This window comes from Paenarthrobacter aurescens, assembly GCF_041549525.1.
GTDB lineage: Bacteria > Actinomycetota > Actinomycetes > Actinomycetales > Micrococcaceae > Arthrobacter > Arthrobacter aurescens.
In genome coordinates this window covers 346617-364033 of sequence record NZ_CP157456.1, presented here as the reverse complement: position 1 = coordinate 364033, position 17417 = coordinate 346617, and the positions used below count along the sequence as shown (strand labels likewise).

Genomic DNA, 17417 nt, shown 5'->3' with positions numbered 1-17417 from the left:
TCCGGACTTTAGAGGTTTTCCACCAGCGAGACATCACGGACGGCACCCTTGTCAGCGGAGAGCGCCATGGCCGCATAGGCCCGGAGCGCGGGCGAGACGTGCCGTTCGCGGTCCTTGGGCTTGTAGCCGCCGTTGACAAGGAGCTTCTCGCGTCGCTCGGCGAGGATCTCGTCCGAGACCTGCAACTGGAGGGAGCGCCGGGTGATGTCGATGCTGATGACATCCCCGTTCTCCACCAAGGCGATGGCGCCCCCGGAAGCAGCCTCGGGCGAGATGTGCCCGATCGACAAGCCTGAGGTACCGCCTGAGAAGCGTCCGTCGGTGATGAGCGCGCACTTCTTGCCCAAACCGCGGCCCTTGAGGAACGAGGTGGGGTACAGCATTTCCTGCATGCCGGGGCCGCCTCGGGGGCCTTCGTAGCGGATAACCACTACGTCGCCTTCCTTGATGGTCTTGTTCAGGATCTTCTCCACAGCTTCGTCCTGTGATTCGCACACAACGGCCGGGCCTTCGAAGGTCCAGATGGACTCGTCAACGCCTGCGGTCTTCACTACGGCGCCGTCCACAGCCACGTTGCCGCGGAGCACAGCCAGGCCTCCGTCCTTGGAGTAGGCGTGCTCCACGGAGCGAATGCAGCCGCCCTCGGCATCAGTATCCAGGGAGGTCCACTGGTTCGACTGCGAGAACGCTGTGGAGGAACGGACGCCGCCGGGAGCAGCGTGCCACAAGGCCTGGGCTTCCTCGGTGGCTTTGCCGCCGCGGATGTCCCAATCGTCCAGCCAACCGTCAAGGTCGTTGGAGTGTACGGAGTGGACGTTCTTGTGCAGCAGGCCGCCGCGGTTCAGCTCCCCCAGCAGGGCGGGGATGCCGCCGGCGCGGTGCACATCTTCCATGTAGTAGGTTTTGTCCCCGGCAACGTTGGGGGCCACTTTGGCCAGGCACGGCACCTGGCGGGACTTGGCGTCCATCTCGGCCAGGCCGTATTCCACACCTGCTTCCTGGGCTGCGGCCAGCAGGTGCAGGATGGTGTTGGTGGAGCCGCCCATGGAAATGTCCAAGGCCATGGCGTTGTCGAATGCCTCAGCGGTGGCAATGGAGCGCGGCAAAACGGAGTGGTCGTCGTCGTCGTAATAGCGCTTTACAAGCTCGACGACGGTGGCGCCGGCTTTCTCGTACAGCGCCTTGCGGGCGGTGTGGGTGGCCAGCACGGAGCCGTTGCCTGGCAGTGCCAACCCGATTGCCTCGGCCAGGCAGTTCATGGAGTTCGCGGTAAACATGCCCGAGCAGGAACCGCAGGTGGGGCAGGCGTTCTCTTCAATGAGGTTGATGTCTTCATCGGAGATGGATTCGTCCACAGCGTCGGCTATTGCGTTCACCAGGTCCAGGGAACGGACAGAGCCGTCAGTCAGCGTTACGCGGCCGGCTTCCATGGGACCGCCGGAGACGAACACCACGGGGATGTTCAGTCGCAGCGCTGCCATGAGCATGCCCGGGGTGATCTTGTCGCAGTTGGAGATGCACACCAAGGCGTCGGCGCAGTGCGCGTTGACCATGTATTCCACGGAGTCGGCAATGAGGTCGCGGGACGGCAGGGAGTACAGCATGCCGGAGTGGCCCATGGCAATGCCGTCGTCCACGGCGATGGTGTTGAATTCACGGGGCACAGCGCCTGCGGCCAGGATCGCGTCGGACACAATCCGGCCCACGGGAGCGAGGTGGGTGTGGCCGGGGACGAACTCAGTGAAGGAGTTGGCCACGGCAATAATCGGCTTGCCGATGTCCGTGTTGGCAACACCGGAGGCACGCAGCAGTGCGCGGGCTCCGGCCATGTTCCGGCCGTGGGTAACTGTTCTGGAGCGAAGTGCAGGCATGAATACCATCCTGCTGTTGTTCTACAGCGGGTGGAAGACGGTGCTGCTACTAGTAGTGAAAGTACCAGAGTAATAGTGTTAGGACAGTGAAAGATGAAAGACGCAAGGAACTGGGACTTTTCCTCAGGACGCGACGGAACCAGGCCCTTCGCTCCGACTACGGCCTGCCGCCCGTGGGCCGTTCCCGTGATCGCGGCCTCCGGCGGGAAGAGATCGCATTCCTCTCCGGAGTGAGCGTCACCTGGTACACCTGGCTGGAGCAGGGCCGGGACATCAGCCCGTCGCGTCAGGTCCTTGAGGCGGTGGCCCGCACATTGCACCTCTCGGACACCGGGTTGAGCTATGTGCTTTCCTTGGGCGGCTACTCGTCCGCTCCGCCGAAGGGCCCGGTGGCGGCCGATGCTCCAGCCCATGTGCAGCGCCTGTTGGACGCCCTGGACCCCAATCCTTCCTATGCACTGTCACCGGACTGGGGCATCGCAGGCTGGAATCGCGCTTATGAGGCGCTGTACCCCAACATCGGCACCTTCGACGCCGCCGACAGGAACCTTTTGTGGCTGGTCTTCACCGACCCCTTCATCCGCAACCTCCTGCCTGATTGGGACGTCACCAGCAAGCGATTCCTGGCTGAGTTCAGGGCCGAAACCGGGCAGCGCCTGGGCGATCCGGATGTGGAGTACCAGGTGCAAAGGCTCAAGGATGCCAGCCCCGAATTCCAGGAGAGCTGGGACAGGTACGACATCCTGGGTTTCGAGTCCCGGGAGCGCCAGTTCCACCACCCCGCAGTGGGCGTGCTGCACATGGAGCACCACCAGGTCTCGCCCTCGGACAGGCCGGACCTGCACATAGTGGTCTATACACCGGCGCCAGGGAGCGACGCCGGGGAGCAGATGCGGCGGTTGATGGGTAACTGAGGTCATTGGCGCCGACTCTGGCGCCGCACGGGCAGTGAGCGCACTATGGAGGCATGACCGCTGGCCTGCATCCGTGGAGCCGCTACGTAGCTTTGGGCGACTCGTTCACCGAAGGTTTGGGTGATCCCGAACCGAGGAGCCCCGGCGGTCTCCGTGGTTGGGCGGACCGGGTAGCGGAAGAGTTGAGCACCGGCCATGAGGATTTTGCTTACGCCAACCTGGCCATCAGTGGGCGGTTGCTGCACCAGATACTCGAAGAGCAGGTGGGCCCGGCTGTTGAGCTGCAGCCTGACCTGATCACCCTTAATGCCGGCGGGAATGACCTGCTTTTCCATAGGAGCGATCCGGACAAGCTTGCCTTGGAACTGGACGACGGAGTGGCAAGGCTGGCCGCCACCGGTGCCACCATTGTGCTCTTCACGGGACCGGATTGGGGCGCCACCCCGGTGCTGGGCCGTACCCGTGGCAAGGTGGCCATCTACAACGAGAACATTCGGGTGGTTGCCGCCCGCCATGACGCGGTGATCGCCGATCTTTGGGCGCTCCGGCAGCTAACGGATCCGCGGATGTGGGACCCGGACCGGCTTCATTTTTCAGCGCTGGGCCAACACACCGTGGCCATCATGGTGCTGGACACCCTGAACGTCCCGCATTCCCTGGAGCCGCTGACACCCAAGCCCCTTCCGGAGCGCAGTTGGCGTGCAGCACGGGTGGGAGACATCATTTGGGCCCGGGAGCATCTGTTCCCGTGGGTGGTGCGTCGCCTGACACAGCGTAACGCCGACGACGGCAGGCACCCTAAGCGGCCGGAGCCCGGCCCCGTGTTCGGAACAAGCATGCCTTAAGGGGCATATACAGGTCGGGACCTCGGAAGTACTCCGGACCGGTGAGGAATCGCGGGGAATACCCGGCACCGATGCAGCACGTGATTATGGAGTCGGTCACCCTTTGCCGCGCCTGTGGTGGTGTTGGCTGGATCGACGCTAAAATTTCACTTGCCGCAAGTACAAGCTCTTCGGCTTCAATCCGCGTTTCATTTCCTGGAAGCGCCATACCGTGAGTGGGGAACAGACCAGTCATGACGACAGGCAGTACCCCCGGTCCACTTCCTACCAAGGCGCCCAAACCAACACCAGCGCCAACCCCGGCAACAAAGCCCGTAGCGTACCCCGCAATTTTGCAGGGCTTCCTCGGTTCACTTTTCATGTTTGCCGGGTCCATTGGCATCGGCTGGATCGCCAACGGGTCCCCCATGATCCGGCACCCCATAGTCATTGCCCTGCGCACGGAGGGTTGGGGCGTCACGGTTTCCGCCGTCCTCCTGACCGTGGGTGCCATGCTGCTGGTCCGGTCCTGGCTGAGGCTGGGCCAACGGATGGGCACCTGGGAAGGCAACTCCCTCAAACCGATCGTCGCCGCGATCGGAGCGTGGTCGCTGCCTTTGCTCTTCGCTGTTCCTGTCTATTCGCGTGACGTCTACGCCTACATAGGCCAAGGCCGGCTGATGATGGAGGGCCAGGACCCTTACGACGTCGGCATTTCGGCTTTGAACAACTGGTTCGCCTTGGGCGCGGACCCGGCATGGGCGGAAGCCCGTACCCCGTACGGGCCCTACTTCCTGTGGATGGCCCACGCGGTGGTTGCCATCACCGGGGCCCAACCGGACGTATCAGTCCTGCTGTTCCGCCTGCTGGCCGCAGCCGGGGTGCTGCTGTGCGTTGTGTATGTGCCCAAGCTCGCGGAGCTTCACGGGATCAACGGTGCCCGTGCCTTGTGGATTGCGGTGGCCAACCCGTTGTTCCTCATCAGCTTCGTGGCAAGCGCACACAACGACGCCATCATGGTGGGCTTCGCCGTTGCGGGAACCTACTTTGCAGCAACAAAGCGTCCGCTTCTTGGCATCCTGCTGGTGACGCTCTCCATCGGGATCAAACCAGCCACTGTTTTGTTGCTGCCGTTTATTGGCCTGATGTGGGCGGGCGCCGGTGCGTCCTGGCCGCGCAAGTTTGGAATTTGGGCAGCCACCGCAAGCATCAGCTTTGCCATTCTGGTGGTCAGCGGCATCCCTTACGGCCTGGGGCTTGGTTGGGCGTGGGCCATCACAGACCCCACCCCCGGCTTCACAGGCTACTCACCGTCAGGCTTCCTGGGCCAGCAGATCGAGTTCCTGGGCAACGCCCTGGGGTTGCCCGGCAATGCGATGGCGGACATCCTGCGGGCTGTCATGAAGTGGGGCGCCGTGGCTCTGGTCCTGGTGCTGATGTTCCGCGGAGACCATTCCCGTGTGGTCCGCAGAATGGCCCTTGCCTTCGCGGCGATCGTGCTGCTCTCCCCCATCATCCAGCCCTGGTACATCCTGTGGTTTGTTCCCTTCCTGGCCGTAACAGGGATCCGGGACGATTGGCAGATGCGCTGCCTCTACGTGGGCGTGACGTTCTTTGTGGTCTTCGGTGCGCAGGACCAACTCTCGGTGTGGTCCTTCGTGGAGGTCTCAGTGGACCTGTCCTCGTTGGCGTTCGCCATTGCCCTGCTGTTCGCGTTCTACTTGGTGTTCCTGGACATCCATACCCGCAGGTTGCTGGTTCAGGGCAAGTTATCGCGCTGGGTGGGGCAGACTGACCGTCGCCTGCTCCACCGCCCTCCAACTATCCGCTAAAGCGCTTTCGGGACCACCGGGGCCTCGCCCTGGTTCACTCGCCGTCCCAGTTCGATGGTCCGCTGCACCGACCACCACAGCAAAACCACCAGCAGGACATTCCGGGTTGTCAGCACTGCCGCCATCACGGGGTGGGCGTGGATGAGCGGGGTGTAGAACAGCGGATAGATCACGAACGTTGTCATGGCGATGGCCATCAGCAAAGCGGCCGGCACCTTCCAACGGTTCCAGTCGTGGGTCAGGCCCGCAATGATCACCGGGGCCAGCCAGATAATGAACTGCGGCGAGCCAACTTTGTTGAACACAATGAACGCCGTAGTCATCATCAACGCGCCCTCGAGGAACAGTTCCTCCCGCTCCGCCCCACGCCTGAGCGCACGGATCAGGAGCACTGCTGCCGCGATCGCAGCAACAATCAGCAGCGGCTGCATCAGGAAGGCGGCAACCTCGGCACCGGGTCCGTAGACCTCCGTGGAGTTGATGGCAGTGTTGTCCGCCATTTTGGAGCCGGCAATGTTGAAGACGCTCAGCCACACCCACGGCGTGGAGAACGTGGCTTCCAGCTGCATGCCGCGTTCGCCTTGGTTGATCAGGAAGTCCAGGATGTGGCTGAAGCCACCGGTAAGGTACGTTCCAAAAGCTACGACGGCGGTGACGCCCACCCCGGCAGCGACCATCTGCAAGCGATTCTTCGAGGCAATAATCATGGGTGCCAGGACTGCTGCGGGCCACACTTTGATCCATGTTGCGATGCTCAGAAGGATGGAGGCAACAACGGGCCTATGGGCCGCACAGATCAACGCAATCAACACGATCGGGGCTGTGATGCCCTCAACGCGGGCAAAGCTGAGATACCCCATGAACACGGTGAAGAACAGCCACCACCAGGCAGGCGCGATCCCCGTGACCCGCCGGGGGCCGCGAGTCAGGTACCAGAGGCCCAGCGCATTAAGGGCGGTGATGCCCAAGGTCCACATCAGCAGGTAGAGGTCCGGGCCGGCGATCCCGGCCAGGAAGATGGGAATCTGGGCCAGCACGGGGTAGACCCAGGGACTGATTTTCCCGGTGAGGTTCTCCGGGTTGTAACCCTCCATGGCCCATTGACGGTATTGCTCGGTGTCGCTGAACGTGTTGCCGCTGAGGAAGAAGGACGCCATCCAGCACAGGAAGTAGAAATGGACCGCAGCGAATCCCCACCACACGCTGGAAGGGCGGGCGAACCACGCTACAACTGCAGGTGGAAGGACCCGGGTGCGGATACGGACCAGCCGGTCAAAGAACGTCGCGGAAATCTTACTGCTCCTTGCCCGCTGGGGCGCTGACTACGGAGGGCTTACGGCCCAGTGAGTACAAGCGGCGCGCCGACCAGAAGAAGAGAACCACCAGCAGGACATTGCGAATGGTCAGGACCAGGGCCATCCAAGGATTGTTGTGGCTCAACGCATCGTAGAAGAGCGGGTAGATAAAGTAGGTGGCCACCGCGATCACTATCAGCATGGTGGCCGGGACACGCCACTCTTTCCAGTTGTGCGCAAGTCCCACGGCAACGGCCGGCGCGAGCCACACCATGAACTGTGGTGAACCCACTTTGTTGAAAACGATGAAGGCGGTTACCAGGGTGAGGGCGCCGGAAAGAAGGAGTTCGGTGCGGTCCACGCCTCCGTTGAGCTTGCCTTGGTGCAGCGCCCAGAAGGTCAAACCGGCGACCGCGGCAGCAGCCAGGAGCAGCAGCGGCTGCATGAGCACGGACATGACTGCCGTACCGGGTCCGTCAACCTGCATGGAGTTGATGTCCGTGTTCATGTACATGCGCGAATCCCCCACGCCGAGGACAGACAACCACAGCCAAGGCGTAGTGAACGTCGCTTCGAGCTGCATGCCACGGTCACCCTGCTGGGTCAGGAAGTTCAGCAACTTGGGTACGGCACCAACTGCCGCAGCCAGCGCAACCACCACCGCCGTCGTCGCAATGCCCGCCGCCACAACGTGCAGGCGTTTCCTGACCACGGCGAACAGCGCCAGCATGACCGCTGCGGGCCAAACCTTCACCCAGGTGGCGATGCTCAGGAGGACCGATGCCACGAAGGGCCGGGTAACGCCGTAGACCAGCGCAACAAGGACTATGGGGGCAGTCAGCCCGTCAACGCGGGCGAACCCCAACCAGCCCATGAGGAAAACGAAAACCAGCCACCACCAAGCAGCCGGGATTGCTTCCTGCCGACGCCCGCGGTCGGTGAGTTTCAGCACCGCCCACCCGTTCAGGAGCGTGGTGAGCAAGACCCACAGGAAGAAGAAGGGGCCAGGGCCGGCAACTGCTGCCAGGCCCATGGGAATCAGCGCCAGGATGGGGTACACCCAGGGGCTGGGTCCACCGGTCAGGTTGGCGTCGTTGAACCCTGCGAGCGCCCACTCACGGTAGATGAAGGTGTCGCTGAAGGCTTCTCCGCGTGAGGAGAGCACCGCTGCGAAGACCAGGAAGACCAGGTGAATCACTACGAAGCCCCACAAAAGGCCGCGCGGGGAGTTCATCCGGGCCGACAACCTCGCTGGGATTGTTTTATCGCGAAGATCCGCGAGCATACTGAAAAAACTGTCCATCAACGAAGAACTTCCTGGCTAGGTGGGTCCCTGCCTCAGCAGTCCCCGATTTTCTTGGGACCGAAAAACCCCCGCATGCCACTTTACGCGAGTCACCCAAATGCCGGAGAGTTGGCTAGCCGGCGGGCTGGGCTTCCGATTGCGCCCGGATGCTCCATGCGGACCAATCCAGGGGGTGCACGGAGGGGCGGCCCAAGAGGTATCCCTGCGCTGCAGTGACTTTCAGTGCGGTCACTTCATCAAGTTCTGCCGCTGTTTCGATGCCTTCGGCAATGATGTCCGCCCCAATTTCGCGGGCGAGCTCCACGATGGCCCGGGCCCGGATTTTTTGTCCGTCGTTGCTTTCGATTCCTTCAATTAAGTGCCGGTCCAGCTTGATGATGTCCGGGCGCAGCTGTTCAATCCGCTCCATGGACACCAATGCGGCTCCGGAGGCGCTGATGGCCAGCCGCAAGCCCAGGGATCGGAGCGGCCCCAAACCGTGGTCGCCGGTTTGTCCTTCAACGCCGTCCAAGCTGCCCGTCAGTTCAACAATAATTCTGTCCGGGGCGAGTGCCGCCGCGGCCAAGAGGTTCCGCACGCGGGGGTCGCTGGACGTTGCGGGGGTGAGGTTCAGCGCCACGGACATGTTGTCCGGCACCTCGTGTGCAGCCGTCAGGGCGCAATGGAGTGCCGCAATTTCCAGTTCCGTGCCGAGGCCGGCTGCCGCAGCCTCGTTGAACCACACATCGGCCCCGGCACCATCTTCACCGACGAACCTGGTCAACGCTTCCACGCCCACCACTTCGCCGCCAGGCAGCGCATGGACAGGCTGGAAGGCCGTGAGCAGGAGCTTGTCCGCAAGGACGGTCTGGATTCCCTCCCGTACCTCATGGCTGACGGGGACCGATACGGTCCGGGCGATATCCGGAGACTCCAAGTGCAGGCTGGCAGCTTCACGCTGAACGGGGACCTTGGGAGCTGAGCCCGGCGCCTGGCGGGTCTCCAGCAGGTGTTCCAGCAGAACCCGCTCGGGGTCATCGGGACGTGCATCAAGCCTTGCGCGAAGATTCTTCCTGACCTTTTCGCTCTTGGAATCGTCATCGGCAAGGATTGATTCAATGATGTCCAGCACTTGTTCGCGCATGGTCATCTTTTCGCCCGCCGGCGGTTCCGCAGCGCTGTCCGTCGGTGAGCTGCCGCTTTCCGCAGGTGAGCTGCCGCTTTCCGGTTCATAAGAGCCCGCGTCTTGAGCCATTAAGTATTCCTTTGTGTGTCCCCCACTGGCAGAAGCCAGCCATGCCATAGCCCATCAGGTGTGGGCCCTGTCACGAATCTTACAGATAACAGGGCCCTCTGAGACACCGGCATGACTTCTGACAAGGGAAAACATGTTGCCGGACGTCGGACCCTGAGATGCTGGAGGGGTGACATCCACGTCAACGGAACCAGCCCGTACCGCACTGAGTTGGAAGCTTCTGCCGGCGGCACTGCTCTCCTTGTCCGGTGTGCCGCTTTTCGCCGTGGGCAACGGGCTGCTGGGCTACGGCCTGCTGGCGGCCAGTGTGGTGTCTGCGGCGTTCATTGACCACCGGCTCATGCGGCACCTGGCCCTGATCGCCGCGGGCATGACCATCTTCAGCCTGGTGCCCCTCAACGCTGACCTCAGCACCGAACACATGGCCCTCATGGGCGGTGCCTTGGCCTTGGCTGTTCTGGTGCCATGGCTGGTTTCGCGGTTCGCTTACCGTGAGGACATCATCAGGTTTCCCGTGAACACAGGCCGTAAGTGGCCGTTGGCCGCGAAGCTGTACCTGATAGGCGTTGTTGCGCTGGGATACTTCATCCTGCCGGTCTACCTGATCCGAACGGGCGTTTACCAAAACTGGCCGGATGCCTCGGATCCGGAGATCTTCTGGCGGCTCTTCCTGGGCGTCAATGCGGTGGGAATCTGGGACGAGCTGTTCTTCATCTGCACCACATTTACCCTGTTGCGCCAGCATTTTCCGGACTGGCTGGCCAACCTCCTGCAGGCAGTGGTGTTCTCCTCATTCCTTTGGGAGATCGGCTACCAGTCCTGGGGCCCGCTGCTGACCTTCCCCTTTGCGCTGCTGCAGGGCTACACGTTCAAGCTCACCAAGTCGTTTACGTACGTGGTGTCCGTGCACCTGCTCTTCGACTTTGTCCTGTTCCTGGCACTGGTTCATGCGCACAACAGGGACTGGCTGCCGATCTTCCTGTATTGAGCTGTGCTGCGCTGTACCGGGCCAGTGCTGTATTGAGCTGTGCTGGGCCAGTGCTGTGCTGGGCCAGTACGGGCTATGTCCCGGAAGCAGCCCACGCCTCATCAGTAACCTCAATTTCCCGCGCCATGTCATCAAGGAAGCGCATCACCGTTTCCCGTTCAGCGGGAGTGAGGCGTGCTGCCGCCAGGAACCGCTTGGCCTGCTGCCGGCCAACGGTCTTCATGGCGGCTGCGTGCGTTTCGGGGGTTATGCCGATGGCGAGTGCGCGGCGGTCGGAGGGGTGGGCATGCCGTGTGACGTGACCCGCGCGTTCCAGCCGGTCGAGCAGCTTGGTGGTTGACGCCGTCGAAATATGCAGCCGGGAGGCTATTGCGCCGGGTGTTGCAATGACGCCATGGTTGGCGCAGACAATCAGGTAGTGCAGTGCGCGCATGTCTGATTGGTTGAGTTTCATATACCGCAGTGAGGCTTCGGAGAGGCGCTCTTCTGCTTCGCGCAGCCGTCCAAGGGCTGCCATGAGCTCGCTGATTTGCTCAACGTCAGCCCCGGAGAGGCCTGAGCGGTCCACCAGTTCCTGATGGGGATCGTTGGCGTCCAGATGATAGATGCCGGCGGAAACCGGGGTCCCGGCTTCTTCTGGTATCTCTTCGGATCTGGACATGTTTGGTATGTTACACCCAACTTCCTACATGGTAGCCTTTCTTCTAGCTTGTCTAGCAATATTGGGTTTCGGGCAGAATCAAGGTGTGGAGGTAGGCGCAAGATGAACGCGACAGAAATGGTGGTCCTCCTTGACGACGCCGGAACGCCCATTGGGGAGGCGCCCAAGGCAGGAGTCCACACACTGGACACTCCCCTGCACCTCGCCTTCTCCTGCTACCTGCTCAACGACGTCGGGGAAGTTCTCCTGACCCGCCGCTCTCCCGAGAAAAAGACCTGGCCCGGGGTATGGACCAACAGCTTCTGCGGCCATCCCGGCCCCGGCGAAGATTCTGAGGATGCCGTCCTCCGGCGGGCACAATTCGAGCTCGGCGTGGACGCCACCAGGATAGAACTGGTCCTCCCCCGCTTCCGATACAGGGCGGTAGACCCCACCGGGATCGTGGAGAATGAAATTTGCCCCGTCTACGTAGCCCGCATCACCGGCGTCCTGAAGCCAAACCCCGCAGAAGTTGCCGATTGGGCCTGGATCTCCCCCGCACTGCTCGCCGACGCCCTGGAACACACGCCTTCCGCGTTCAGCCCCTGGCTTGGGCTCCAGTTCCCCGAGCTGCTCGAGGCCGGTGCCCTGCCACTCCAGGCCGGGGCCGAAGCATGACCATCACCTCAAGCACCGTCCGCGGCCGGACCGAGCTCTGCACCGCGATCGAAAACGAGCTCAGCGGGCTGATCGGCAAACGGGCCAGCGCCGCGACAGCCTACGGCCCGGACTTCGCCAGGCTGTGGGCTCTCGCCGGCCAGAACGTCCTTGGCGGTAAGTTTGTCCGGCCTCTGCTGCTGATGGAAACCTACGATGCCCTGCACCAGGCTCAGGAACCGCGCCGCCGCGAAACCGCCATCAGCATCGCCGCAGCCATCGAACTCCTGCACTACGCCTTCCTCCTCCACGATGACGTGATCGACGGCGACCTCGTCCGCCGCGGGCACCCCAACCTGATCGGATCCCTCCTCGCGGAAGCAGGCGAAAACGCCCGCGCCGGCAGCGGCCTCCACTGGGCCCAGACCGGCGGAATCCTCATGGGCGACATGCTGCTCGCCGCCACGCATCAGTCCTTCGCCCGGGCAGACCTCCCGCACGGGCTCCGGCTCAGGCTCCTGGACCTCCTGGAACACACCATCAACGAGACCGTTGCAGGCGAACAATTGGATGTAGGCCTGGGCGACGGCATTATTGCCCCGGACCTTCAGACAATCCTGGTGATGTGTGGCTACAAGACGGCTACCTACACTTTTGAACTCCCCCTGCGTGCCGCCGCAACGCTGGCAGGCGCCGACTTCGCCGTCGAAAATGCGCTCGCAACAGCCGGCAGGCATCTTGGCCTGGCCTTTCAACTCCAGGACGACCTCCTGTCCACTTTCGGGGATCCTCGCCGCCACGGCAAGGATCCCTTTTCCGACCTCCGCGAGGGAAAGGAAACGGCCATCATCGCCCACGCACGGACCACCATGGCGTGGCCGGACATTGAGCCGTTTTTTGGCAGGCCTGAGCTGAGCGTCGGAGACGGCGAGCATGTGCGCAGGCATCTGAGCGACTGCGGGGCCGAAGCATTTGTCCAAGGCCTCATCGAGGAACAAATGCAGGCATTCAACAATCAACTGACCAGCACCATCCCGGCCAGCGTGCGCAACGTGATGCTCGATCTCGCCGGACAGCTGGAGGGACGGCAGTCATGAGCGTGGCCACGGATACCTCGTTTACACATTTCACGCGCACGGCAGAACGTGCCGCCAACCAAGTCATTTCCGCCTACTCCACCTCGTTCGGCCTGGCGTGCCGCTTGCTGGGCTCCCGGCACCGCCAACACGTCCGCAACATCTACGCCCTGGTGCGGGTGGCCGACGAACTCGTTGACGGAGTGACGGCCGAGGCGGGCCTCAGCTACCAGGAACAGTGCGAGGCACTGACCCACTTCATTGACGAGACCCACAGGGCCGTACAGCTCGGCTACAGCAGCGACCTCATCATTCATGCCTTCGCCCAGACTGCCCGCGCCGCCAGGATCGACCAATCGCTCATTGATCCGTTCTTTGACTCCATGCGCATGGACCTTGGCGAGCAGACTGAAGCCGCGCCACAGTCCGCACCGCTGCGTCGTTTTGACGCTGACGCCCACGACGGTTACGTTCACGGTTCCGCGGAGGTGGTGGGGTTGATGTGCCTGCGGGTCTTCATGCGGGATGAGAAAATCGACGACGGCGACGCCGCGGCTTTGGAATACGGCGCCAGCAGGTTGGGCGCTGCTTTCCAGAACATCAACTTCCTCAGGGACCTGGCCGATGACACCACCCGCCTGGGCCGCAGCTACCTAGGCACCTCAGACCACCTGGAGGACCAGGACCGTATGGAATGGGTCCGTACCATCCGGGCCCAGCTGGCCGACGCCAACGCCGTCATCCCCCTGCTGCCCCGTGACGCCCGGGCTGCCGTGCGCAGCGCCTCGGCACTGTTCCAGGCGCTCACGGACCGCATTGAACAGACCACCGTGGACGAGCTCTACCGCTCCCGCGTCCGTGTACCGGATGCAGTAAAAGCCGGGCTCGCGGCCCGCGCCGTGGCCTCAACCTGGATGGAGCTGCACAAATGACCCGCACAGTAGTGATCGGCGGTGGCATCGCTGGGCTTGCCACCGCCGCCCTCCTCGCCCATGAAGGACACGAGGTCCAGCTGCTCGAACAGCGCGCACAAGTGGGCGGCCGCGCCGGCAGCCTGGAACGCGGTGGATTCCGCTGGGACACCGGACCATCCTGGTACCTCATGCCAGGGGTGTTCGACCACTTCTTTGAACTGCTCGGCACCAGCACCGCTGAACAACTGGACCTGCGCACGCTCAGCCCTGCGTACCGCGTCTTCAGCGAACCAAACCACGACGGCGTCAGGCCGGACCCGTTGACCATCCCGCTTGGCAGCGATCAGGTTTTGGACACCTTCGAACACCTTGAGCCAGGCAGTGCCAAAGAGCTCCGCTCCTACCTGGCCTCAGCACAGCACACTACGGAGATGGCCGAGCGGTTCTTCCTTTACAACCCGTTCACCAAGCTGCAGGCACTGTTTCAACCAGAGGTAGTGCGCAGCCTGCCCAGGCTGGCCCAACTGCTCCTGACCCCCCTGGACAAATACGTTTCCCAGCGCTTCCAGCATCCGGTGCTTCGGCAAGTGCTGGGGTATCCGGCAGTTTTCCTTGGCACCAGCCCATCCGCCGCTCCTGCCATGTACCACCTGATGAGCGCCTTGGACCTGGGCGAGGGCGTGCAGTACCCCATGGGCGGTTTTTGGGCCTTGGTTGAACGCCTGGAAGCCTTGGCGATCGAGGCCGGCGTGAGGATCCATACAGGTGCCGAAGCCCTGAAGATCACCACCCGCGAAGCGGCCCACCCCAAGAAAATCGGGCGCTTGGACTGCCTGAACCTTCCCTCATGGTTTACCGGCAAGGACAGCCGGGAAGTCACCGGCGTCAAGTGGCGCGACCACTCCGGAGTTGAGCACTACAGCGTGGCCGATCAGGTGGTTTCCGGCGCGGACCTCCATCACACCGAAACACAGCTGCTCGGCGTCAGGGACCGGAGCTACAACAAAAAGTACTGGCAGAGCCGAACCAGCGGACCCGGCGCCGTCCTGGTGATGCTGGGGGTGAAGGGTTCCCTGCCGGACCTTCCCCACCACTCCCTGTTCTTCACCCGCGATTGGGAGGCCAACTTCGCCTCCATCTTCGGTGAAGATCCAAGCATTCCGGACCCCGCTTCCATCTACGTCTGCAAACCCAGCGCCACCGATCCCGGCGTCGCACCCACAGGCCACGAGAATCTCTTTGTCCTGGTCCCCATCCCCGCCGATCCCTCACTGGGCTCCGGCGGGCCGGAAGGCAGCGGTGATGAGCTGATAGAACGGACAGCCGACGCCGCCATTGACCAGATCGCCCGGTGGGCCAACATCCCGGACCTCCGCGAGCGCGTGGTTGCACGGCACACCATCGGCCCGGCCGACTTCGCACGTGACTACAACTCCTGGCGCGGAGGCATGCTGGGACCGGCGCACACTCTGAAGCAGAGCGCCATGTTCCGGGCCCAAAACGCCTCCAAACGTGTCCGCGGTCTCTACTACGCCGGCGCCACCACGGCTCCAGGCGTTGGCGTGCCCATGTGCCTTATCAGCGCCGAGCTTGTGTTGAAGCGGATCCGCGGCGATCACAGCACCGGCCCTACCACTGTGAGGCCTGTAGCTAGCAGGATTGGCTAATGGGTGTTCTCTACTTGGCCTCGCTGCTTCTGGGCATCGCCTGCATGCTCCTGCTCGATCACCGTTTCCGTCTGTTCTTCTGGCGGGACGGCAAAGCAGCGGCGATAGTGACCGCCGTCGGGGTTTTGTTCCTGCTCGGCTGGGACCTGGCCGGAATCGGGCTGGGGATCTTCCTGCGCGGCGAAGGCACCATAGCCACCGGGCTCCTGCTCGCACCCGAATTGCCCATCGAAGAACCCGTCTTCCTGCTATTCCTGGTGCTGTGCACCATGGTTCTCTACACAGGCGCACGGCGGCTGCTGGACGCCGTCCCGGCTAAACGCCATGAGAAAGTGCGGGAGCACGTATGACATATTTGTGGCTCGCGCTCGCGTTCATTGCCGCTGCCGTGGTGGCCGGAGTGATCTTTGCCCGACAGGGTGCGCGGTCGGGTGCCCGGTCCGGCGAAGCCGCCAAGCATTGGAAGGCCGTTGGGCTCGCGTTCGCGGCCTTGGCTGTCCTCACGGCTGTGTTCGATTCGGTCATGATCGGCATGGAACTCTTCCACTACGACGCCTCACACATCCTCGGGTTCAGGATCGGCCTGGCACCCATCGAGGACTTCGCCTACCCGTTGGCGGGCGTTGTTGCGCTGCCAGGCCTGTGGATGTGGCTCACGCGCAAGCGGAGCTCCAAGCCGGCGGGCAGTCTCAAGGGCCTCGTCCCCCAGGCCCTCCTCGCGTCGCGCCCTGTCAGCTGGATCAACACCGCCTACCCCTTTGCCGCGGCCATGCTGCTCACCACCCGGGAAATCGACTGGGTGCTGATTGTGGGCACCTTCTACTTCCTGATCCCCTACAACCTGGCCATGTACGGTATCAACGACGTCTTCGACTATGAGTCGGACCTCAAGAACCCGCGTAAGGGCGGCATGGAAGGCGCCCTGCTTCAACCGCACCTGCACCGGCCCATGCTGTGGCTCGCGGCCATCACCAACATCCCGTTCCTGCTGGTGCTGGCGTTCGCGGGCGGGCCTGCGGCATGGATCAGCCTGGCGGTGAGCGCCTTCGCCGTGGTGGCCTACTCCGTGGCTGGCCTCCGCTTCAAGGAACGCCCGGTCTTGGACTCGTTGACCTCCAGTACGCACTTTGTCAGTCCCGCCGTCGTCGGTTTGGCGCTGGCCGGGACGAATGTGACGCCCGGGCTGCTGATCCTCCTGGCCGCGTTCTTCCTCTGGGGCATGGCTGCGCACGCGTTTGGCGCGGTCCAGGACATCGAACCGGACCGGCAGGCCGGAATCGGTTCCATAGCAACTGTGATCGGTGCCCGCCGGACGGTGAGGCTCGCCGTCGGACTCTGGCTTGTTGCGGGCCTGGCCATGCTGGCCACCCCGTGGCCCGGGCCGCTCGCGGCCATCATCGCCATCCCGTACATCATCAACTGCGCACCGTACTGGAACGTGACGGATACGACGGCGGCGCGCACCAATGTGGCCTGGCGGCGGTTTATCTGGCTCAACTATGGTTCAGGATTCCTGGTGACGCTTATTTTCATCCTGCAGTGGAGCCTCACCTCATGATGCTGTGGGGTGCTGGGCGTCTGAAGGTTCTTCCGGGTCGGCCGGTTCTTCATCGATGGTGTCCAGGGCTTCGCGCATGTGCTGCAGGAAGCCCACCACTACCCTGGATTCCTCGGGATTCAAAGCGCAGGCCGCATCAAGCATCCGGCGGTGCATCCCACCCAAAGTGTGCCGAACTTCCTGGTCCGAGCCCGGAGTGGCCTTCAGGATCAGTGCGCGGCGATCAGTGGGGTGGGGTTCGCGGCGAATATGGCCGGACTCCACCAGGCGGTCAATCAGTGTTGTCATGGAAGCGGACGTTATGCCCAGCTTGTCACCCAGATCCTTCGGCTTCATCACTTTGCCGGAGGCCTCGGCTTCAAACAGGTAGCGCAGAGCCAACAGGTCCTTCTCGCCCATGCCCATGGACGAACGGGTCCGGCGTCGCATGGCTTGCTCGGAGGCGCGGTAATCCCGCAGGGCGTTCAAGACCTCAATGGCTATGGCCTTCTGACCTGGGTCTTTGCCGTACCAATAGCCCTTTGCGTGGCCATTCGCGTCCATCCGATGTTCCTTCGATAAGCGTAAAGCTCGTTTCGCTAGCAATTTGATACTAAGTCACCTGCCCCCGGAATGCATGACCCCGCACTTCCCACCCGCAC

General features: G+C 62.9%; 16 protein-coding genes. 10 read left to right on the top strand and 6 right to left on the bottom strand.

Annotated elements, in window-relative coordinates:
* Positions 1-8: 8 nt before the first annotated feature.
* Entirely contained in the window at positions 9-1871 is a 1863-nt protein-coding gene (gene ilvD / locus ABI796_RS01805; protein ID WP_141286236.1) for a dihydroxy-acid dehydratase, read from the bottom strand.
* An 86-nt stretch (positions 1872-1957) separates the two neighbouring features.
* On the opposite strand from ilvD, the gene ABI796_RS01800 reads away from it, so the two are divergent.
* The 3 genes from ABI796_RS01800 to mptB all read left to right on the top strand — a co-directional run bounded on the left by ABI796_RS01800 (position 1958) and on the right by mptB (position 5441).
* Positions 1958-2785 carry a helix-turn-helix transcriptional regulator gene (locus ABI796_RS01800; protein WP_141286238.1) on the top strand — a complete coding sequence of 276 codons (828 nt, stop codon included), beginning with the start codon at positions 1958-1960 and terminating at the stop codon, positions 2783-2785.
* A 53-nt stretch (positions 2786-2838) separates the two neighbouring features.
* On the top strand, positions 2839-3630 hold the full coding sequence (locus tag ABI796_RS01795) for a GDSL-type esterase/lipase family protein (protein ID WP_141286240.1): 792 nt from the start codon (positions 2839-2841) through the stop codon (positions 3628-3630).
* 233 nt (positions 3631-3863) lie between these two features.
* Positions 3864-5441 (top strand): polyprenol phosphomannose-dependent alpha 1,6 mannosyltransferase MptB, encoded by a 1578-nt coding sequence (mptB, locus tag ABI796_RS01790; protein ID WP_141286242.1) that lies wholly within the window; start codon positions 3864-3866, stop codon positions 5439-5441.
* Here mptB and ABI796_RS01785 read toward each other — a convergent pair.
* The 3 genes from ABI796_RS01785 to ABI796_RS01775 all read right to left on the bottom strand — a co-directional run bounded on the left by ABI796_RS01785 (position 5438) and on the right by ABI796_RS01775 (position 9276).
* The gene (locus ABI796_RS01785) at positions 5438-6598 is read right to left on the bottom strand and encodes a glycosyltransferase 87 family protein (RefSeq protein WP_303409102.1); all 1161 of its coding nucleotides are present in this window, start codon (positions 6596-6598) and stop codon (positions 5438-5440) included. The genes mptB and ABI796_RS01785 overlap by 4 nt on opposite strands.
* Before the next feature lie 136 nt (positions 6599-6734).
* Positions 6735-8039 carry a glycosyltransferase family 87 protein gene (locus ABI796_RS01780; protein WP_141286246.1) on the bottom strand — a complete coding sequence of 435 codons (1305 nt, stop codon included), beginning with the start codon at positions 8037-8039 and terminating at the stop codon, positions 6735-6737.
* A 115-nt stretch (positions 8040-8154) separates the two neighbouring features.
* Positions 8155-9276: an EAL domain-containing protein gene (locus ABI796_RS01775; RefSeq protein WP_141286248.1), complete on the bottom strand. Its 1122-nt coding sequence runs from the start codon at positions 9274-9276 to the stop codon at positions 8155-8157.
* Positions 9277-9445: 169 nt separating this feature from the next.
* Between ABI796_RS01775 and ABI796_RS01770 the strand changes: the two genes are divergently transcribed.
* On the top strand, positions 9446-10264 hold the full coding sequence (locus ABI796_RS01770; RefSeq protein WP_246095894.1) for a CPBP family intramembrane glutamic endopeptidase: 819 nt from the start codon (positions 9446-9448) through the stop codon (positions 10262-10264).
* Positions 10265-10337: 73 nt separating this feature from the next.
* Here the strand turns inward: ABI796_RS01770 and ABI796_RS01765 are convergent, their stop codons facing one another.
* Complete coding sequence (locus tag ABI796_RS01765) at positions 10338-10925, bottom strand: MarR family winged helix-turn-helix transcriptional regulator (protein WP_141286250.1); 588 nt, start codon at positions 10923-10925, stop codon at positions 10338-10340.
* 102 nt (positions 10926-11027) lie between these two features.
* On the opposite strand from ABI796_RS01765, the gene idi reads away from it, so the two are divergent.
* From idi to ABI796_RS01735, 6 genes are read left to right on the top strand one after another with little or no spacing between them, the layout of a single operon-like run.
* A complete protein-coding gene (idi, locus tag ABI796_RS01760; RefSeq protein WP_141286252.1) occupies positions 11028-11582 on the top strand; it encodes an isopentenyl-diphosphate Delta-isomerase in 555 nt (184 codons plus the stop codon).
* Entirely contained in the window at positions 11579-12658 is a 1080-nt protein-coding gene (locus tag ABI796_RS01755) for a polyprenyl synthetase family protein (RefSeq protein WP_141286254.1), read from the top strand. The genes idi and ABI796_RS01755 overlap by 4 nt, the downstream gene beginning before the upstream one ends.
* Complete coding sequence (locus tag ABI796_RS01750) at positions 12655-13569, top strand: squalene/phytoene synthase family protein (protein ID WP_141286256.1); 915 nt, start codon at positions 12655-12657, stop codon at positions 13567-13569. Before ABI796_RS01755 ends, ABI796_RS01750 begins: the two co-directional genes overlap by 4 nt.
* Complete coding sequence (gene crtI, locus ABI796_RS01745) at positions 13566-15218, top strand: phytoene desaturase family protein (RefSeq protein ID WP_141286258.1); 1653 nt, start codon at positions 13566-13568, stop codon at positions 15216-15218. Before ABI796_RS01750 ends, crtI begins: the two co-directional genes overlap by 4 nt.
* On the top strand, positions 15218-15568 hold the full coding sequence (locus ABI796_RS01740) for a lycopene cyclase domain-containing protein (protein WP_141286260.1): 351 nt from the start codon (positions 15218-15220) through the stop codon (positions 15566-15568). The genes crtI and ABI796_RS01740 overlap by 1 nt, the downstream gene beginning before the upstream one ends.
* On the top strand, positions 15565-16776 hold the full coding sequence (locus tag ABI796_RS01735; protein ID WP_141286262.1) for a prenyltransferase: 1212 nt from the start codon (positions 15565-15567) through the stop codon (positions 16774-16776). Before ABI796_RS01740 ends, ABI796_RS01735 begins: the two co-directional genes overlap by 4 nt.
* Here ABI796_RS01735 and ABI796_RS01730 read toward each other — a convergent pair.
* Positions 16771-17319, bottom strand: a complete 549-nt coding sequence (locus tag ABI796_RS01730; protein WP_174754620.1) for a MarR family winged helix-turn-helix transcriptional regulator — start codon at positions 17317-17319, stop codon at positions 16771-16773. The genes ABI796_RS01735 and ABI796_RS01730 overlap by 6 nt on opposite strands.
* Positions 17320-17417: the final 98 nt, after the last annotated feature.

Bases quoted from the DNA above. Each gene is read 5' to 3' on its own strand.
- ilvD (WP_141286236.1), bottom strand. From the start codon at position 1,871: ATGCCTGCACTTCGCTCCAGAACAGTTACCCACGGCCGGAACATGGCC.
- ABI796_RS01795 (WP_141286240.1), top strand. From the start codon at position 2,839: ATGACCGCTGGCCTGCATCCGTGGAGCCGCTACGTAGCTTTGGGCGAC.
- mptB (WP_141286242.1), top strand. From the start codon at position 3,864: ATGACGACAGGCAGTACCCCCGGTCCACTTCCTACCAAGGCGCCCAAA.
- ABI796_RS01785 (WP_303409102.1), bottom strand. From the start codon at position 6,598: ATGGCGTCCTTCTTCCTCAGCGGCAACACGTTCAGCGACACCGAGCAA.
- ABI796_RS01780 (WP_141286246.1), bottom strand. From the start codon at position 8,039: ATGGACAGTTTTTTCAGTATGCTCGCGGATCTTCGCGATAAAACAATC.
- ABI796_RS01775 (WP_141286248.1), bottom strand. From the start codon at position 9,276: ATGGCTCAAGACGCGGGCTCTTATGAACCGGAAAGCGGCAGCTCACCT.
- ABI796_RS01765 (WP_141286250.1), bottom strand. From the start codon at position 10,925: ATGTCCAGATCCGAAGAGATACCAGAAGAAGCCGGGACCCCGGTTTCC.
- idi (WP_141286252.1), top strand. From the start codon at position 11,028: ATGAACGCGACAGAAATGGTGGTCCTCCTTGACGACGCCGGAACGCCC.
- ABI796_RS01755 (WP_141286254.1), top strand. From the start codon at position 11,579: ATGACCATCACCTCAAGCACCGTCCGCGGCCGGACCGAGCTCTGCACC.
- ABI796_RS01750 (WP_141286256.1), top strand. From the start codon at position 12,655: ATGAGCGTGGCCACGGATACCTCGTTTACACATTTCACGCGCACGGCA.
- crtI (WP_141286258.1), top strand. From the start codon at position 13,566: ATGACCCGCACAGTAGTGATCGGCGGTGGCATCGCTGGGCTTGCCACC.
- ABI796_RS01740 (WP_141286260.1), top strand. From the start codon at position 15,218: ATGGGTGTTCTCTACTTGGCCTCGCTGCTTCTGGGCATCGCCTGCATG.
- ABI796_RS01735 (WP_141286262.1), top strand. From the start codon at position 15,565: ATGACATATTTGTGGCTCGCGCTCGCGTTCATTGCCGCTGCCGTGGTG.
- ABI796_RS01730 (WP_174754620.1), bottom strand. From the start codon at position 17,319: ATGGACGCGAATGGCCACGCAAAGGGCTATTGGTACGGCAAAGACCCA.